18 protein-coding genes and 1 tRNA gene are annotated in these 16,557 nt (G+C 68.2%); 12 read left to right on the forward strand and 7 right to left on the reverse strand.

From position 1 onward, the window contains the following. Positions 1-47: 47 nt before the first annotated feature. A complete protein-coding gene (locus V2L32_RS16140) occupies positions 48-1,706 on the forward strand; it encodes a tRNA uridine(34) 5-carboxymethylaminomethyl modification radical SAM/GNAT enzyme Elp3 (protein ID WP_331233537.1) in 1,659 nt (552 codons plus the stop codon). A gap of 340 nt (positions 1,707-2,046) precedes the next feature. Further along, positions 2,047-2,739 (forward strand): DUF4013 domain-containing protein, encoded by a 693-nt coding sequence (locus tag V2L32_RS16145; protein ID WP_331233538.1) that lies wholly within the window; start codon positions 2,047-2,049, stop codon positions 2,737-2,739. A 6-nt stretch (positions 2,740-2,745) separates the two neighbouring features. Here the strand turns inward: V2L32_RS16145 and V2L32_RS16150 are convergent, their stop codons facing one another. Both V2L32_RS16150 and V2L32_RS16155 read right to left on the reverse strand, forming a co-directional pair. Next, positions 2,746-3,171 carry a GNAT family N-acetyltransferase gene (locus V2L32_RS16150; RefSeq protein ID WP_331233539.1) on the reverse strand — a complete coding sequence of 142 codons (426 nt, stop codon included), beginning with the start codon at positions 3,169-3,171 and terminating at the stop codon, positions 2,746-2,748. A gap of 56 nt (positions 3,172-3,227) precedes the next feature. Continuing rightward, positions 3,228-4,007 carry a CPBP family intramembrane glutamic endopeptidase gene (locus V2L32_RS16155; RefSeq protein ID WP_331233540.1) on the reverse strand — a complete coding sequence of 260 codons (780 nt, stop codon included), beginning with the start codon at positions 4,005-4,007 and terminating at the stop codon, positions 3,228-3,230. 83 nt (positions 4,008-4,090) lie between these two features. On the opposite strand from V2L32_RS16155, the gene V2L32_RS16160 reads away from it, so the two are divergent. Continuing rightward, entirely contained in the window at positions 4,091-4,411 is a 321-nt protein-coding gene (locus V2L32_RS16160) for a DUF5785 family protein (RefSeq protein ID WP_331233541.1), read from the forward strand. Between the two features lie 8 nt (positions 4,412-4,419). Here the strand turns inward: V2L32_RS16160 and udk are convergent, their stop codons facing one another. Beyond that, the gene (gene udk, locus V2L32_RS16165; RefSeq protein WP_331233542.1) at positions 4,420-5,109 is read right to left on the reverse strand and encodes a uridine kinase; all 690 of its coding nucleotides are present in this window, start codon (positions 5,107-5,109) and stop codon (positions 4,420-4,422) included. A 93-nt stretch (positions 5,110-5,202) separates the two neighbouring features. On the opposite strand from udk, the gene V2L32_RS16170 reads away from it, so the two are divergent. The 5 genes from V2L32_RS16170 to V2L32_RS16190 all read left to right on the forward strand — a co-directional run bounded on the left by V2L32_RS16170 (position 5,203) and on the right by V2L32_RS16190 (position 7,504). After that, positions 5,203-5,994 carry a GTP cyclohydrolase III gene (locus V2L32_RS16170; RefSeq protein WP_331233543.1) on the forward strand — a complete coding sequence of 264 codons (792 nt, stop codon included), beginning with the start codon at positions 5,203-5,205 and terminating at the stop codon, positions 5,992-5,994. A 46-nt stretch (positions 5,995-6,040) separates the two neighbouring features. Next, positions 6,041-6,616, forward strand: coding sequence for a CBS domain-containing protein (locus V2L32_RS16175; protein WP_331233544.1), 576 nt, complete (start codon positions 6,041-6,043; stop codon positions 6,614-6,616). Positions 6,617-6,636: 20 nt separating this feature from the next. Next, positions 6,637-7,113, forward strand: coding sequence for a GNAT family N-acetyltransferase (locus V2L32_RS16180; protein WP_409348451.1), 477 nt, complete (start codon positions 6,637-6,639; stop codon positions 7,111-7,113). Positions 7,114-7,126: 13 nt separating this feature from the next. Further along, a tRNA-Thr gene (locus V2L32_RS16185) sits at positions 7,127-7,200 on the forward strand. 82 nt (positions 7,201-7,282) lie between these two features. Then, positions 7,283-7,504: a hypothetical protein gene (locus V2L32_RS16190; RefSeq protein WP_331233546.1), complete on the forward strand. Its 222-nt coding sequence runs from the start codon at positions 7,283-7,285 to the stop codon at positions 7,502-7,504. A gap of 147 nt (positions 7,505-7,651) precedes the next feature. On the opposite strand, the gene V2L32_RS16195 is transcribed toward V2L32_RS16190, so the two are convergent. Beyond that, positions 7,652-7,939, reverse strand: a complete 288-nt coding sequence (locus tag V2L32_RS16195) for an HTH domain-containing protein (RefSeq protein WP_331233547.1) — start codon at positions 7,937-7,939, stop codon at positions 7,652-7,654. Positions 7,940-8,293: 354 nt separating this feature from the next. On the opposite strand from V2L32_RS16195, the gene V2L32_RS16200 reads away from it, so the two are divergent. Further along, on the forward strand, positions 8,294-9,211 hold the full coding sequence (locus V2L32_RS16200; RefSeq protein ID WP_331233549.1) for an ABC transporter substrate-binding protein: 918 nt from the start codon (positions 8,294-8,296) through the stop codon (positions 9,209-9,211). Here the strand turns inward: V2L32_RS16200 and V2L32_RS16205 are convergent. After that, on the reverse strand, positions 9,208-9,708 hold the full coding sequence (locus V2L32_RS16205) for a metallophosphoesterase (RefSeq protein ID WP_331233550.1): 501 nt from the start codon (positions 9,706-9,708) through the stop codon (positions 9,208-9,210). The genes V2L32_RS16200 and V2L32_RS16205 overlap by 4 nt on opposite strands. A gap of 94 nt (positions 9,709-9,802) precedes the next feature. On the opposite strand from V2L32_RS16205, the gene V2L32_RS16210 reads away from it, so the two are divergent. Next, complete coding sequence (locus V2L32_RS16210) at positions 9,803-10,972, forward strand: NAD(P)/FAD-dependent oxidoreductase (protein WP_331233551.1); 1,170 nt, start codon at positions 9,803-9,805, stop codon at positions 10,970-10,972. Between the two features lie 239 nt (positions 10,973-11,211). Continuing rightward, the gene (locus tag V2L32_RS16215; RefSeq protein WP_331233552.1) at positions 11,212-12,933 is read left to right on the forward strand and encodes a glutamate--tRNA ligase; all 1,722 of its coding nucleotides are present in this window, start codon (positions 11,212-11,214) and stop codon (positions 12,931-12,933) included. 178 nt (positions 12,934-13,111) lie between these two features. On the opposite strand, the gene V2L32_RS16220 is transcribed toward V2L32_RS16215, so the two are convergent. Then, on the reverse strand, positions 13,112-13,288 hold the full coding sequence (locus V2L32_RS16220; protein WP_331233553.1) for a hypothetical protein: 177 nt from the start codon (positions 13,286-13,288) through the stop codon (positions 13,112-13,114). Then, positions 13,285-15,510, reverse strand: a complete 2,226-nt coding sequence (gene tmcA / locus V2L32_RS16225; RefSeq protein WP_331233554.1) for a tRNA(Met) cytidine acetyltransferase TmcA — start codon at positions 15,508-15,510, stop codon at positions 13,285-13,287. Before tmcA ends, V2L32_RS16220 begins: the two co-directional genes overlap by 4 nt. 82 nt (positions 15,511-15,592) lie before the next feature. Here tmcA and V2L32_RS16230 point away from each other — a divergent pair, with 82 nt between their 5' ends. Further along, entirely contained in the window at positions 15,593-16,510 is a 918-nt protein-coding gene (locus V2L32_RS16230) for a M99 family carboxypeptidase catalytic domain-containing protein (RefSeq protein WP_331233555.1), read from the forward strand. The last annotated feature ends 47 nt before the right edge of the window (positions 16,511-16,557 follow it).

Consider the following 16,557-nt stretch of genomic DNA (forward strand, 5'->3'; position numbering starts at 1 on the left):
TTCGAGGCGCGTGTGCGAGTGATGACGATGACCGGCGAAACGCCCGGGTGGTCCGCGTGAGCGAGAGCGTCGGCGACGGCTTCTCGCGGACCTGCCGGCTGCTCGCCGAGCGGATCGTCGCGGGCGAGATCGAGCGCGAGGACCTGGAGTCGGCGAAGCTCGAGGCGTGTTCGCGCTTCTCCTCGCCGAAGGTGCCGACGAACTCGGAGATCCTCGATCACGCCCCCGACGGCGAGCGCGAGACGGTCGAGGCGGTCGTCAGGCGAAAGCCCGTCCGAACCGCCTCGGGGGTCTCGCCCGTGGCGATCATGACCTCGCCACAGATGTGTCCTCACGGGAAGTGTCTCTACTGTCCCGGCGGCCCGGCCAGCGAGTTCGACAGCGCCCAGAGCTACACCGGCCACGAGCCCGCGGCCGCCCGCGGCGTGCAGAACGACTACGACGCGTACGGGCAGGTCACGCTTCGGCTCGAACAGCTCAGGGAGATCGGCCATCCGGTGGACAAAGTCGAACTGATCCTGATGGGCGGGACGATGACCGCCCGGAGCCACGACTACCAGGAGCACTTCGTCAAACGGGCACTGGAGGCGATGAACGACTACGACGTGGAGAGCGACCCGAACCCTGCGGAGGGCGAGAGCTTCGCGCAGGACCCCAGGGAGTACGAGTTCCGGTACCTCGAGGACGTGATCGCGGAGAACGAGACGGCACGGGTGAGAAACATCGGGACGACGTTCGAGACGAAGCCCGACTGGTGTGACCCCGAGCAGATCGACCGGATGCTCGGCCTGGGGGGGACGAAGGTGGAGGTGGGCGTCCAGACGACGTTCGAGCGCATCAACCGGGAGATGCACCGCGGGCACGGTATGCAGGCGTCGGTCGACGCCAACCGGCGGCTTCGGGACGCGGCGTTCAAGGTCGGCTTCCACATGATGCCCGGCCAGCCGGGGATGAGCCACGAGATGTGTCTGGAGGACTTTCGGAGGCTGTTCGAGCAGCCGAAGTGGCGCCCTGACTACCTGAAGATCTACCCGATGCTGATCGTTCGCGGGACCAGGACGTACGACATGTGGCGTCGCGGGGAGTACGAGCCGTTGGAGAACGAGGAGGCGGCAGAACTCGTCGCGGAGATCAAGTCGATGCTTCCGAAATACGTCAGGCTCCAGCGCGTCCAGCGGGATATCCCCGCGGACTTCATCGACGCGGGGGTCTGGAAGTCGAATTTACGACAGCTCGCGAGAGAGCGGATGGCCGAGCACGGCTGGACGTGTGACTGTATCCGGTGTCGCGAGGTCGGGATGAACGAGGAGGAGCCCGAATCCGTCGAACTCGACGTACTTACCTACGAGGCGGCGGGCGGCACGGAGCACTTCATCAGCTTCGAGGACGGAGAGAAGGGGCTGCTCGTCGGGTTCTGCCGGCTGCGATTCCCCGGCGATCCCGTCAGACGCGAACTGGAGGACGCCGCGCTCGTGCGCGAGCTCCACGTCTACGGGAGCGAGGTCTCGGTAGGCGAGGAGAGCGCAGGTGAGGAAGACTGGCAGCACAAGGGCTACGGCCAGCGACTGATGGCGACGGCCGAGGAGTTCGCGGCGGACGCGGGGTTCGAGAAGGTGAGCGTCATCAGCGGCATCGGGGCGCGGGAGTACTACCGGAACAAGCTCGGTTACCACCAGGACGGCCCCTACGTCTCGAAGCGGCTGTGAGCGGTTTCCGGGCAGATTTTGCGAGCGAAGCGAAGGGAAAAAGGAGTGACTGGCCCGTACGTCTTTAGGCGAATCTGAGGCGGTTTTCCGAGCGGTCCTTCGGGGTGACGTGCCGAGACGGCGAGCGGCCGAAACGGTGGGACGAACCGAACTACCGGGACGACCCCGCCGGGTGCGGTTCCGTGCGCACACATATCACGAACGATACAGCTATATTCTCCTACGTCGTACTACCTCCACTGAGACTCGTTCGTTCGAGAGCCATCAGTACGGAGCTACTAATGAAACGGATCACGACGTGCGGTGTACGGTGTGTATCGGACGGTGACTGGCGATGCTGATGGAGGCGCTCGAGTATCCTCGGCGGAGCGAGAAGGTCGTCGAGACGGTCCTCATCGGTGGGGTCCTCGCGCTGTTGAGCTTCCTGCTCGTCCCGATCGTCTTCCTCGCGGGCTACCTCCTGCGGGTGCTCGACCGGACCGCCCGGGGTGAGGAGGAGCCGCCGGTCTTCGACGACTGGCGCGACCTCGGTCTCGACGGGCTGAAAGCGGTCGTCGTCGGGGTCGTCTACGGGTTGATCCCGGCGGTCGTCGTCGGCGTGTTGGTCCTGATCAGCGGCCTCGGCTTCATGGGCGGCGACGCGCTCGCCGCGGTCGGGTTCCTCGGCCTGCTGGTGAGCTTCCTCGTCGGCGTCGTCCTGACGCTGGCGATGGCGTACCTCACCCCCGCGGCGCTCGCGAACGTCGCCGAGCACCGGACGATCGGCGCGGGCTTCGATCTCGCCGAACTCAAACCCGTCTGGACGAGCGCGACCTACGCGACCGGCTGGCTCTGGGCGCTCGCCGTGATCTTCGTCGGCGTCGTCGCTGCCGCGGTGGTCGGGATGGTCCCGATCCTCGGCCAGATCGCGGGCGCGTTCATCGGCTTCTACGCCGGCGTCGCGGCCTACTCGATCATCGGCCGAACCTGGGGCGAGCTCCACCCGATCGAGACCAGGGAACGGCCGGTCGAGCGTGGACAGCCCGAGATCTGAGTTCTCCTATTTTCCCGTCCTGAGATACATCCCCCGCGAGGCGGGCGCGACGGGCTCGAACCCCCACTTCTCGTAGAAGCCCTCGACGTCCGCGATCAGCGTGAGGGACGCACCCTCCGGCGCGTCCTCTCCGACGAACACCATCAGTCGATCCATGATCGCGGAGCCGATCCCCTCCCCCTGATACCGCGGATCGACCGCCACGTCCGCGATCACGTAGACGCTCCCGCCGTCGCCGACGACGCGGCCAATGCCGACGACCTCCCCGGTGACGCGGGCGGTCACGGCGACGAGCGAGCCGGGGAGGCCGCGTTCGACCGCCTCCCGTCCCCTCTCGGCCATCCCCGCCGCCTCTCGCAGCCGGAGGAACTCGTCGACGGTCGGTTGTTCGTCGAGGCGGTCGTACGCCGTCCCCTCCCGGTCGTCGTCCATTCCCGTACTCGCCCGTAGAGAACCAAATGGGCGTCGTCTCCTTCGGCCTCGACTCCTCAGCCGACCACGAGCAGCGTCGCGAGGTCGACGTCGCTCGTGAGCGTGTAGTAGAGCAGGCCGAACTGGATCGCGTTGAACAGGCCGTGGATCACCGACGGGACGACGAGATTCCCGCTCCTCTCGTAGACCCCGCCGAGGATCAGGCTCAGCGCGACGTAGATGCCGAGCGTGGAGGTGAGCTGTGCCGGGTCGGTCGCCACGAGCGCGCCGACGTGGGCCACGGCGAAGATGACGCTCGCGACGGCGATTCCGGCCCAGATGCCGAAGCGGTCGACGAGGATCCGCTGGATCACGCCCCGGAAGAGGAGCTCCTCGCCGGGGCCGATCAGCAGGATCGACAGCGGGATCATCACGAGCAGGATCTCGGGGTTCTCGCCGCCGAGGCCGACGATGCTGTGTTCGGCGGATTCGACCCCGAAGGTCAGCAGGACGAGGTTGAGCGCGATCAGGGCGACGAACAGACCCACCAGCCCGAGCACCGTCCAGATGACGTCCGAGAGCGTCGGCACGCGCAGCCAGAGGATGTCGAAGCCGTGACGGCTGAAGTAGATGTAGCCGAGCGCGACGGAGCCGAAACCGACCCCCTGGAGCATCACGACGCTCACGACGATCTCGATCAACGGCTGTTCGAGCAGCGGGACGCCGCTCGCGAGGAGGACGGCCGCGGCGGCGAACGTGAAGACGATCCCCACCAGAAAGCCCGCGACCGCGACGCCGACGCTCTCGCCGAGGACCCGGATCGCGGAGACCCGCCGGACTTCGGATGCGTTTTCCATCGCCCGAAGTTCGGGCCGACGGCTCTTTGGCGTGTCGGGTTCGGGACGGAAACGCTTTTGCGCGGACCGCCTCGACTCGGTACATGGACTGGCCGCACGACCCGGACGGCGAGGAGGGAAGCGAGGGGATGCGCAAGTACGACATGGCGGTCTTCGCGAAGAAGGTCGACGAGGACGACGACTTCCCGCTCACGTTCTCGGAGTTCGAGGCCCGCGTCGGCGACCACCCGATCCGGATCAACTCGGAGAAAGTGGTCCCCGCGCGCGAGATCCTCGCTCACGTCGACGTCGAAGAGGTAGAGGACATCCTCGAGTTCCACCGCGCGATCGGTCGGGCGATGCGCGAGGGCGGTTTCTGGGACTACCACCCGGTCGGGGCGAACCCCGAGGTAAAACGCGCGTAGTCGGAAAATCAGTCGACGTCGTACTCGAGCGCGACCGTCGGATCGTTCTCTCTCGCCATCGTCCGCTCCCAGCGTCGACTCTCCTCCTCGAACTCCGCGTCGACCATCCCCTGTAAGAGCGAGATCGCGACGCTGTTGGCGCCCTCCGGGAGGATGAGATCCGCCCGTCGCTTCGTGGGCTCGACGAACTGCTCGTGCATCGGCTTCACCGTCGAGAGGTACTGTTCGATCACGCCCTCGAGTTCGCGACCACGGTCGAGGACGTCGCGGCGGATCCGCCGGAGGATCCTGACGTCGGCGTCGGTCTCGACGTAGATCCGGAGGTCCTGCATCTCGGTGAGCCGCTCGTCGTAGAGCGCGAACAGCCCCTCGACGACGACTACGTCCGTCGGCTCGACCGTGACCCGTTCGTCGGTCCGGGCGTGGGCCTCGAAGTCGTACTGTGGCATCTCGATCGACCGGCCCGAGAGGAGCAGTTCGAGGTGTTCGACGACGAGCTCCCACTCGAACGCCGAGGGGTGGTCGTAGTTCGCCGTTCGGCGCTCGTCGAACGAGAGCGTCGGATCCTCCGCGTAGTAGTTGTCGAGGGGGATGTGTGTGACGCCCTCGGCGATCCCCCCGGTGATCTCCCTGCTGACGGTCGTCTTCCCGGCGCCGGTCCCCCCGGCGATACCGATGACGAGCGACGGGATGGTCATGGCCCACCCTCGACCCGCCGACGGGTTCAACCTCCCGGTTCGGACGAGCGGTTCACTCGATTTATGTCACCGCCCTCCGTAGCCCCGCCAACCGTGACGAACACGCAGGTCACCCTCATCCAGATCGATAACTACGGCCCGTGGACCGTCACCCCCGAGCCCCGTCGGGAGGTCGACCTCCAGACGCTACAGTCGCGGCTGTATGCGGACCTCTGCCAGCAGATCGGCAACCGCGACGGCTACGTCTTCTTCACTCGCTTCGACAACATGATCGCCGTCACGAACGGCATCGACGTGGAGGGTCACGCCCGCATCCAGGAGTCGATCGGGAACCGCTATCCGGTGACGCTCTCGCTCTCGACCGCGACGGGGACGACGCCGGCTGGCGCGCTCCGCGACGCGACGAGCCAGCTCCAGGAAGCGGGGAGCGCCCAGGAGGCCGCCCGCCGCGAGATCCTCAGGGGTCGGACGATCGACCCCGAGTTCGCGACCGACGAGGACGTCCAGATCGCCCACTTCGACGTCGTCGACGCGACCGGCGAGTACACCGACCAGGTCGACGCATTCTCGGCGTTCATCGACATCGAACGGGGCTACGCCGAGCTGACGAGACATCTCTACGCCGAGTACGACTCGCTCTCGTTTTTCGTCGGCGGGGACAACTTCATCGCGGTCTGTTCCGGGCTCGAGGAGACGGCGTTCCGCGAGACGATCGCCCACGTCGAGGAGGCCGTCGACGTCTCGCTCAGAGTCGGCGTCGGGAGGGGAGAGAACGCACACGGCGCGGGGATGTCGGCGAAACACGCCCTCGAGACCTGCCGCGGGCGGGGGACGCCGATCGAGTTCGCCGCTCCATCTCGTCTCCTACACGACAGCCGGGAATAAACCTGCCGGAGGTACATTTTATACCGACGGTGTGTAATGGTGTATCATGGTCGACGAAGTAACCGTCCGGGACGTCATGACCCGGGAGTTCGTCGGGGTCAGCGAGTCCGACTCCGTCGGCGAGGTCATCGACGTGCTGCTGGCCGACGGGGTCTCGGGCGTCGTCGTCCTCAGGGGGCGAGAGCCGGTGGGCATGGTCACCGAACGCGACCTGCTCGCCTCGCTCACCTCGCCCTCCGGAACCGACACGCCGATCGCCGACGCAATGAGCGCCGGCTGCCCGACCGTCTCTCCCGGTGACGGCCTCGCCGACGCTGCCGCGACGCTCTCCTCGGAGGAGATGAGCCACCTGCTGGTGATGAACGGCCAGGAGCCGGTCGGCGTCCTCACGACCCAGGACGTCGTCGCGGCCTCGGCGAGCGCGCTCTCGTCGCTCGACCACGAACACGAGCGTGATCGGGAGCGCGACCGGGAGTTCGACCGCGAGAACCGGGGGCGAGGCGAGCGGTCCGAGGACGACACCTACTCCACACAGAGCGTCTGTGAGGCCTGTGGCTCGCTCATGCCCGGGCTCCAGACGGTCAACGGCGAGAGCGTCTGTGCGGACTGTCGGGGCGCGTAGGCCCGATGGAGCGCGAGGAGCTGTCGATCCGTCCGGCGACGGTCTCGGACACCGACGCGGTCGCCGACCTCTGGGTCGAGCTCGCCGAGGGTCAGCGAGCACACGGCTCACACCTCCGCAGCGGCGAGAACCGCGACCGGATTCGCGAGTCGATCGGTCGCCACGCGATCTCGGGGGGCGTGGTCGTCGCCTCGGACGCCGATCGGATCGTCGGCTTCGTTAGCTTCTCGATGGAACAGCGCCTCTACGAGACGGACGCCGATCGAGGAGTGGTCCACAACCTCTTCGTCAGCCCCGAGAACCGGGGCACCGGGATCGGTTCCCGGCTACTCGCAGCGGCCGAGGTCGGCCTCGTAGAGGAGGGCGCGGAGGCCGTTTCGCTCGAGACGCTCGCGGCGAACGAGGCGGCGCGACGCTTCTATCGGAGACACGGCTACGACCCCCACCGGATCGAGTTCGAGAAACGAGTCGAAACCGATAACCCCCCCGACCGTTAGCTCACGTATGCGCGCCAGTGGAGCTTGGGTGGTACAAGCACTCGACTTGTAATCGAGAGTTCGTGGGTTCGAATCCCACCACTGGCTTCCACGAAACCCCACCGGTAGGGTTGCCGGCCCCCATCGAACTGCCAAAAAGAATATTTATCTCTACCGTATACGTTCTCGGATGAGCGAGGAGGTGTGGATCGGGATGGTCTGGGGGCTCGTCGGTTCAGCGCTGCTCGTCATCGGATCGGGCGCGTTCGTCCACCTCGCCCGGTCGCTGTCGTCGTCGGGCGAGCCGGTGCTCAGGACCTCCCTCGTCCCGGCGGCCGACCCGGCGACCTTGGCGGTCATGCTCGTCCTCGGCACGCTGGTCGTCGGGACGCTCGCCCTCGGTCGGCGATAAGCTGCCTCCCCGCCCGGGTGTGAGAAGTTCAGAAAGGGGGAGGGGAAGGGCAGTTGGGGCGTTTGCGGGGACGTACGGCGGTCGGTCGTCACAGCGTACCCCGCAGTCGATTCTCTGGGGGGTCCCTGTAATGAGTCTTCTGTCAGACTACGCGCTCGCCTCGCGGAGCGCCTCCGCGAGCCTGGGGTGGAGCTCGGCTCCGCCGTCGTCGTCGACGTCGATCAGCGGGTCGCCACGGAGCGCCTCCTCCAGGGTCCCGACGCGCTTTTTGATCGTCCGCTCCGTGTAGCCGGTCTCGTCGGCGAGCTCTTCGACGGTGAGCGGTCCGTGAGCCTCGGCGAGCGCGACGGCGATGTCGTACTCGGAGTCACGGTACTCCGTCTGCATCTTCTCAACGAGCGTCACCAGCTCCGGCGGCACCTCGTTCGCGGCCATATCCCCCCTCTACACGGCCGGTACGTAAAACCCGCACCCTTTGGCGTGGCGGCCGCGGCCGAGAGCGGCCGCACCGGCTCAGGGTTAACCGGTGATTTATAGCCACGTTGACGAGAGATCAGCGTGCGGGGAGGAGGGTACGCGGGTGCGAACTCGGGTGAAACGTCGACCGCGGCGCGAAACCGCGTGAAAACCTTCCAACGGACTCGACCGTTTTAGCCCGTCGGGGTACTACCCTCGTTCGTCGGGTGGAGTCCATGAGCGCAACCCTCTCTGGCGATCCTGGCGACATCCACATCCCCACCCGACCGCTTCCGACCCACCAGTTAACGCTCTCCGATCCGTACGCGACCCATGCGCGTCGTCACCCTCTTACCGTCGGCGACGGAAATCGTCTGTGCGCTCGGACTCGATCCCGTCGGCGTCTCCCACGAGTGCGACCACCCAGACCGGGTGCGTGACCTCCCGGCGGTCAACCGCTCCCACGTCGATCCAGGTGCAGAAAGCGCGACGATCGACGAACAGGTCGTCAGCGCCAAGCGCGAGCACGGGGGCGTCTACGAGATCGACCTGGAGACGCTCTCGGTGCTCGACCCCGACCTGATCGTCACGCAGGGTATCTGTGACGTCTGTGCGGTCGACTCGGTGCTCGTCGAGCGGGCGGTCGAGCGACTCGGCCTCGACTGTCGGGTGCTCACGACCGACCCCCACAGCGTCGGGGACGTTCTGGCGGACGTCGAACGGATCGGCGACGCCCTCGACCGGCCCGACCGGGCAGGGGGCCTCGTCGCGGGGCTTCGGTCACGGATCGAGCGGGTCAGGGGACGAACGAGGGACGTCGAGGAGCGACCCAGAGCGGTCGTGCTGGACTGGCTCTCGCCGCCGATGGTCGCCGGCCACTGGATACCGGAGATGGTCGAGTGGGCCGGCGGCGAGTACGGGATGGCCGAACCGGGCGCGCGCTCGACCGTCCGGGAGTGGACCGCTGTCCCCGAGTACGACCCGGAGGTACTGATCGCCGCACCCTGTGGGTTCGGCCTCGAGCGGACGGTCCGGGAGACGTCCGAACTCACCGACCGGCCCGACTTCGGCGACCTCGCCGCGGCGGGAGCCGGCGCGGTCTACGCGGTGGACGGCAACCACTACGTCAACCGGCCCGGTCCACGGCTTGTCGACACGCTAGAGCTCTTCGCGGCGATCCTCCACCCCGATCGGTTCGAGGTCTGCGACGGGTCGGCCGCCGAACGGATCGGAGCTACGCCGCTCGTCTAGGCCACCGCGAGGAACTCGACCTCACCGGTCTCCGTGTCGAGGAGGGCTACCGTTCGATGGTTCGCTTCGACCAGCGGAAAGTGTGCGCCGGGGTTGATCACCGTCGTCTCGCCCACGGATCGCTCCTCGCGCTCGTGGTGGTGACCGTAGCAGACGTAGTCGTACTCGCCCGACTCCGCGTAACCTTCCACGTCGTCGAGCGACTCGCCGTGGAGAACCGCGAGACGAACCCCGTCGAACTCGAGGTCGGCGAAGCGGCCGTGGAGTTCGCTCTCTCCGCCGAGGTCGTCGAACGCCGCTTTCAGGCCAGCGACCTCGCCGTCGTTGTTCCCGAGCACGCCGTGGAGCGTGAACCCGGAGAACAGCGGGATCATCGGTGGTGCGATGACGTCCCCACAGTGGATCACCGTCTCGACGCCGTTCTCGCGAAAGCGCGAGACGGCGCGTTCGGTCGCCGCGACGTTGTCGTGGGTGTCGGAGATGACGCCGACCTTCATACGGAGTGCTCACCGCGTCGACCCAAGAAGGTTCGCGAGCGTGCACGGCTGCCGCCACCCGGTCAGTTTTCACCGTCCCCGACGATCCCGGTGCATGGAGACCATCGTCGTCGGTGGCGGGATCGTCGGCTCGTCGGTCGCCTACCACCTCGCGAGCGCGGGCGTGGAGACGACGCTGATCGACCGCCGCGACGAGGGCCGGGCGACGGACGCAGGTGCCGGAATCGTCTCGCCCCCGACGAGTTCGAGAGAGGGAGCCTGGTTCGACTTCGCGGTCGAGGCGTTCGACGCCTACTTCGATCTCGTCGAGGCCGTCGAACGCGAACAGGACGGCCCAACCGGGGTCGAGCGCTGTGGCATCCTCCAGGTCGCGGTCGACGAGGAGGAGACGGCGGCGTTCGACGAACTCCGTAGCGTCATCGAGCGACGAGAGCGGGAGACCGGCCACCCCCGGTCGGCGGCGCTCTCCCGGCTCTCCTCCGAGGAGGCAGGCGAACGGTTCCCGCCGCTCGCCGAGGTCCGACGCGCGCTCCTCTACGACGACGCCGCCCGCGTCGACGGTCGCGTCTTCGAGGGTGCGCTCAGGCGGGCTGGCGTGGGTCACGGGCTCTCGGTCGTCGAGGGGAGCGCGGAGCGCCTGCTCGCCAACGAGGGCCGGGTAGGGGGTGTCGAGACGGCGGAAGGAGAGTACGAGGCCGACGCGGTAGTGATCGCCGGCGGCGCCTGGTCCACGGGGTTCGCCGACCAGCTGGGGTTCGAGGTCCCGGTGGAACCGCAGCGGGGTCAGATCGTCCACGTCGAGACCGGGCGCGAGGACGTGGGGTCGTGGCCTATCGTGAGCCCGTTCCGGGGACACTACGTCGTCCCCTGGCCCGACGGCCGCGTCGCGTTCGGCGCGACGCGCGAGCGGGGCTCCGGGTTCGACCCGAGGACGACCGCCCGTGGCGTCCACGAGGTCCTCTCGGAGGGGCTCCGGGTCGCACCGGGACTCGGCGACGCGTCGCTCTCCGAGGTTCGCGTCGGACTCAGGCCGACGACCCCCGACGGACTCCCGCTCCTCGGGCGGGTCCCGACGGTCGAGGGGGTCTACCTCGCGACCGGTCACGGACCGACGGGGCTCCAGCTCGGCCCCCACTCGGGCGCCCTCGTCGCTGACCTCGTCGTAGAGGGTGGCGAATCGCTCGGGAGACCTGCCGTCGATCCGACCAGATTCGACTCACGGTACCATCAGAACGGAACTCTGTTCGGAGGAACGTCGACGTAGACGATCGGAACCGGCACGGAAACCCCGTATGAGGGGCACGCGGACGTGTCAGAAGGCACGAACACCCGCGCACCTGTCGATCCGTCTCAGATATGTATTCATCCGTTGCCTGTATATGCAGGGAGAGGTTCCCGCGAGTGGTCTTCGACGCGAGGACCTCGGTGGCCTGGATCCGATCCGAACCCCTCGAACGGTGGGGATTCCGATGTGTTTTCACACCCCTCTGACTACTCGCGACCATGGAGAACGATCTTCGGGACCGGATCGAGCGCGAAGCGGAGCGTCACGCGCTCTACAACGCGGTGAAACACGAGGGCGAGGCGGAGGTCGGCGCGATCATGGGACCGCTGATGGGCGAGAACCCGGAGTTCCGCCCCCACGGAGGCGAGATACCGGGGATCGTCGGGCCGGTCGTGGCGCGGGTGAACGAACGCACGCCCGGGGAGCGCCGCGATCGCCTCGAAGAGCTCTCACCGGAGCTGGTCGCCGAACTCGAGGCCGAGGCGGCAGCCGACGACGAGGAGCGAACGCTCTCGGACCTGCCGAACGTCGAGGCGTACGACCAGGTCCGGATGCGCCTCGCGCCGAACCCGAACGGCCCATGGCACCTCGGTCACGCCCGGATGCCGGCGGTGATCGGCACGTACAAGGAGCGTTACGACGGCTGGATGCTCTGTCGGTTCGACGACACGGATCCCGAAACCAAGCGGCCGGATCTCGACGCCTACGACGCGATCCTCGACGCCATCGAGTACCTCGGCTTCGAGGCCGACGAGGTGCTCCGGGCGAGCGACCGGCTCGAGACGTACTACGATCACGCGAGGGAACTGATCGAGGCCGGCGGGGCGTACACCTGTGACCTGCCCGCCGCGGAGTTCTCGGAGCTGAAGAACGCCGGCGAACCGTCGCCGAACAGGGAGAACGCGCCCGAGAGGACCATGGAGGAGTTCGAGGCGATGGTCCGTGGCGAGTACGACGCCGGGGAGATGGTCCTCCGCGTGAAGACCGACATCGAGCACAGGAACCCGGCGCTCCGGGACTGGGTCGCCTTCCGAATGGTGGATACGCCACATCCCCGGGAGGAGGCCGCCGGGTACCGCTGCTGGCCGCTGCTCGACTTCCAGAGCGCGATCGACGACCAGCTCACCGGGATCACCCACATCGTCCGTGGGATCGACCTGCAGGACTCGGCGAAACGCCAGCGATTTCTCTACGACTACTTCGACTGGGAGTACCCCGAGGTGATGCACTGGGGGAAGGTGCAGGTCGACGCGTACGACGTGAAGATGAGCACCTCCCGGATCGCCGAGCTAATCGAGGCAGGGACACTCGATGGGTGGGACGACCCGCGCGCGCCGACGATCGCGAGCGTGCGCCGCCGGGGGATCCGAGGCGAGGCGCTCACAGAGGCGATGACTGAGCTAGGGACCTCGACGAGCGACGTCGACCTCGCGATGTCGACGCTCTACGCGAAGAACCGCGAACTGGTCGACGAGGGGGCCGATCGCTACTTCCTCGTCCGCGACGGCGTCGAGCGGACGGTGATCGGCGGTCCGGAGACGGCGACCCCACCCAGACATCCGAACCACGAGGAAAGAGGCGTGCGCGAGATCCCGGTCGGTCCCGCAGTACTCGTCGAGGGTGAGGACCTCCCCGGACACGGCGAACGGGTCTGGCTGAAGGGACTGGGCTGTGTACGGCACATCCGCGACGCCTTCGAGTTCACCGGGGAGGGAATCGAGGTAGTCAGGGACGGCGACGTCGACGTGGTCCACTGGGTTCCGGTCGATGGGAGCGTGTCGGTGACGCTCCGGACGCCCGAGGGCGACGACGAGGGACGGGCGGAGCCGGGGTTCGTGAGTACGGAGGAGGGGGAGGTCGTCCAGTTCGAGCGCGTCGGCTACGCTCGTGTCGACTCACACGAGGTGGAGCGATCGGTCGCGTACTTCGCGCACCCGTAGGGAGTTCGCGATCGGCGAGCGGCCCTCGCGGGCATCACTGGACGTCCTCGCGGATCGAACGGTCGGCACCTATCGAATCCGGCCTGATGGAGTGAAGGCCCGCTCGATCAGGTCACAGTCACCCGATTCGAGTGGTCGACGGCGAGCTACGCCGTCGGACGGCGGCACGCACCTCGGCTCACTGCCAGTCCTCGAACGCATCCTCGAGCGGCTCGGCGACGACCCCCTCCTGCTGGGCCGCACTCCGACCGTGTGCGGTACAGACGTCGCGCTCTTCGGCCCACGGCACGTGTAGACGGACCGCCGCGGGCCGATCACAGCCCTCCTCGGCACACGTCGGTCGCTCCCCGCTCATCGGCTCGCCTCCCCGCCCGGTGCCGTGGCCGTCGCGTCGTGTCGATCGAGTAGCCTCCCGATCGTCTCGCCGAACGCGCGCATGCACATCCGTGCCGAGACGTAGCCCTCCCGGTCGGCGACCTCCTCCCAGCTGTGGGCCTGGAGCACTCGTGAGACGAGGACGCGCTCCTCGCGGGCGGTGATCGCCCCGTCCGTCGGATCGAGGAGGTGTGTGAGTGCCAGCCGTCTGAACGGGGACGGATCGACCTCGAGCGTCGCGAAGCCCGCCGCAGCGCTCTCTACGAGGCGGCGGTCCCGGTCGCAGAGCGAGGGCGTCGTCTCCGCCTCTGTCGCCCGAAGTACCACCCGCACCACGTCCGGGTCCACCTCGCGGAGGGCGTCGGTGAGCATCCCCTCGATCCGGTCGGCGAACCACGTCCCGTGGTACTCGGAGAGCGCCCGTCCCGCCTCGTCCGTGGGTCGGAGCAACACCACCGAGTGCTCGCCGCTGGCGTCGTTCCGCGTCGTCGAGAGGTGGACGCTCCTGTAGCCGTTGCCGTGCCAGAACGAGAGGAGCGCGGGCGTCGCGCCGAAGCCCGTCCCCAGCCAGTCGACGTCCGGTCCGACCTCCGCTTCGATCCGACCGAGGAGGTGGGAACCGAGTCCTCGCGATCTGACCGCGTGATGGGTCGCGACCCTGACGATCCGAACGCCGACCGGCGCCCCGGCGTCCGGATCCCTGAGCTGACTCGTGAGCAGGTCGGGGATCATGTTCCCGCGGATCCGTTCGCCACCGGAGAGACGCTCGCGCCGGTCGGCGTCCAGACCACCCTCGCGTGCGAGCAACGCGACGCTCACGACGTGACCCTCCCACGTCAGCGCCCGGACCGAGAGGTTCGGCGCGTCGAGCAGGCGGGCGAGGTCGTCCGGTTCGGTCCGGTAGTGCGCGCTCACGAGCAGGCCGAACGCCTCGGAGAGGAGTCGCTCGTCCCCCATCAGCCGCTCCGGATCGAGCCGCTCGTACCGGACGTTCTCGGGACCCGCCCCGCTCACCACCCCCTCGACCGCCGGCCGGGCGTCGAGCGCGAGCGCGTGGAACGACCAGACCTCGACTGGATCGCCCGGGGCGTAGCGGATCGGCGTGTCCAGTCTGACCTCGCGGAGCTCGTGGGCGGCCTCGTCGAGGCGGCCCCGGAACCGGACGGAGAACCCCCGTCCGGCCCCCTCGTAGCCGTGGATCGTCGTGGCGAACGCCACCCTCGGGACCGAGAGGTAGCCGGTAAGCAGCGAGACCGGGAGCGCCGCGGCCTCGTCGACGATCAGCACGTCCGGCTCCGCGGCCACGGCCTCGGTCGCGGCGACGAACCGAACGGAGCCGCCCTCGTCGCTCTCCAGGTCGCGCTCGGCCCCCGCCGAGAGCGCGCCGAGTTCCGAGAGGAGCGCACGGGCGCGTGCGAACACCTCGTCGGCGTTCCTGGGTGCGGGAGCGGTGACGACCACCGTCTCGCCCTCGGCGGCGAGCGCACCCGCCGCGATCCCCGCCGCGCTCGACTTGCCTCGCCCCCTGTCGGACTCGACCACGAGCGCCCGACCGCCCTCGATGAGATCCTCGAACGCCTCCACCGCCGCCGCCTGATCGGCGGTCAGGCAGGCTCCGTAGGCGGCCTCCGGGAACCGACGGCTCTCGGGAGGACGGACGACCTCGCAGGTGGCTCGCGGATGTGCGCCTGTGAGGCCGTCGGACTCGACGCGAGCAGCATCCACGTCCACGGTCGCGACGCCACGGTGTGCACGGAGGGTCTCGACCAGCCTGGTGCGAAACCGCGATCCCACCTCCTCCGCCTCGAACGGAGGGACCGCGAGCCCCTCGTCGAAGCCGTCGCGCCGGTCGGGCCACGCGTCGAGCGACGGCGTGAGCAGAACGAGCAGCCCGCCGCCGTCGACCGCTCCCGTCACCCGACCGAGCGCGTTCGGGATACAGACGTCGTGGGCGTCGTAGACGACCACCGTTCGCGTCCGTCCGAGTAGCTCCGCGGTTCGTACCGGGTCGACCCGCTCGCAGGCGAGGATCGATCGATCGCTCACGAGCGTCGTCTTCGATCTCGGTACCTCGACCGCGGAGACGACCTCCCTGAGCGCCGACTCACACCGGTCGCGGTCGCCCGAGAGGACGAGCAGCCGACGCTCGTTCAGTGTGCGGGCCTCCGCGAGCAACGCGGCGGCGACCGACCCGGGGTCCATGGACGGGGTAGCGCGCTCTCACCCATGGGCGTTTCCCTCCGAAGCGGGAGCTTCTTGCCGTCGCAGGTCATATCAAGCGGCAGTGAGTGAAGGGATCCGGGGAAGACGCGCCGTCCTCTCCGCACTGGGAACGGGGCTCCTCGCGCTCGCGGGCTGTGTGAGCGAGCCCTCCGAGGGCGCCGACCCCGACACGCCCACGCCGACCGACCGGGAGACCGACACCCCCACGCCGACCGAGTCGGTGCCGGAGGCCGGACGCGAGGTCACCACGATGATGGACGGAACGGAGTACGAGACCGCGGTCTACCACCTCCGGAGCGGGGTCGAGGGACCGACGGCCGTCGTCCTCGGCGGGGTCCACGGCAACGAGGTGGGCGGGATCGAGGCCGCACACGTCGCGACCGGGTACGAGGTCGGCTCGGGAACGGTCGTCGTCGTCCCGGAGACGAACCGGCCGGCGGTCGAGGCGAAGACACGCTACGGCCCGGACGGCGACCTCAATCGGCAGTTTCCGGTCGGCGAGGAGCCCGAGACCGAGATCGCCGAAGCGGTCTGGGAGCTCCTCCTCGCCCACGAGCCGGATCTCCTGATCGACATGCACACCTCGCGCGGGGTCTACGGCCTCCACGAGGAGACGGTCGGACAGGTGCTCTTTCCCTCCCCCGTCGAGGGAGCGACCGAGGACGCGTACGCCGCCGCCGAGTCCGTGAACGGAACGTATCTCGACGACCTGCTGGGCGACGAACTCCACCCCGCCTACGCGTTCGAACCGGTCTACTCCGAGGACGCCGGCTACGAACCGGAGTTCGACGGTATCCTCGTACTGACAGCAGGGTTCGACCTGTCGCTGAAGGGCTGGGTGACGGAGGTCACGTACCGTGGCTTCGACGTCGACGAGCAGGCGTTCCTCCACGACCGGCTCACGACCGCGCTGCTGCGCGAGAACGGGATCGAGGTCGAGAGCCCGTTCGACGCGACGCCGAACCCGTTGCTCGGCTGACCGACGACGGTCCGGACATCGGTTCCCCGTGACACGCTGCCGGCCGT

Source organism: Halalkalicoccus sp. CGA53 (assembly GCF_036429475.1).
GTDB lineage: Archaea > Halobacteriota > Halobacteria > Halobacteriales > Halalkalicoccaceae > Natronorarus > Natronorarus salvus.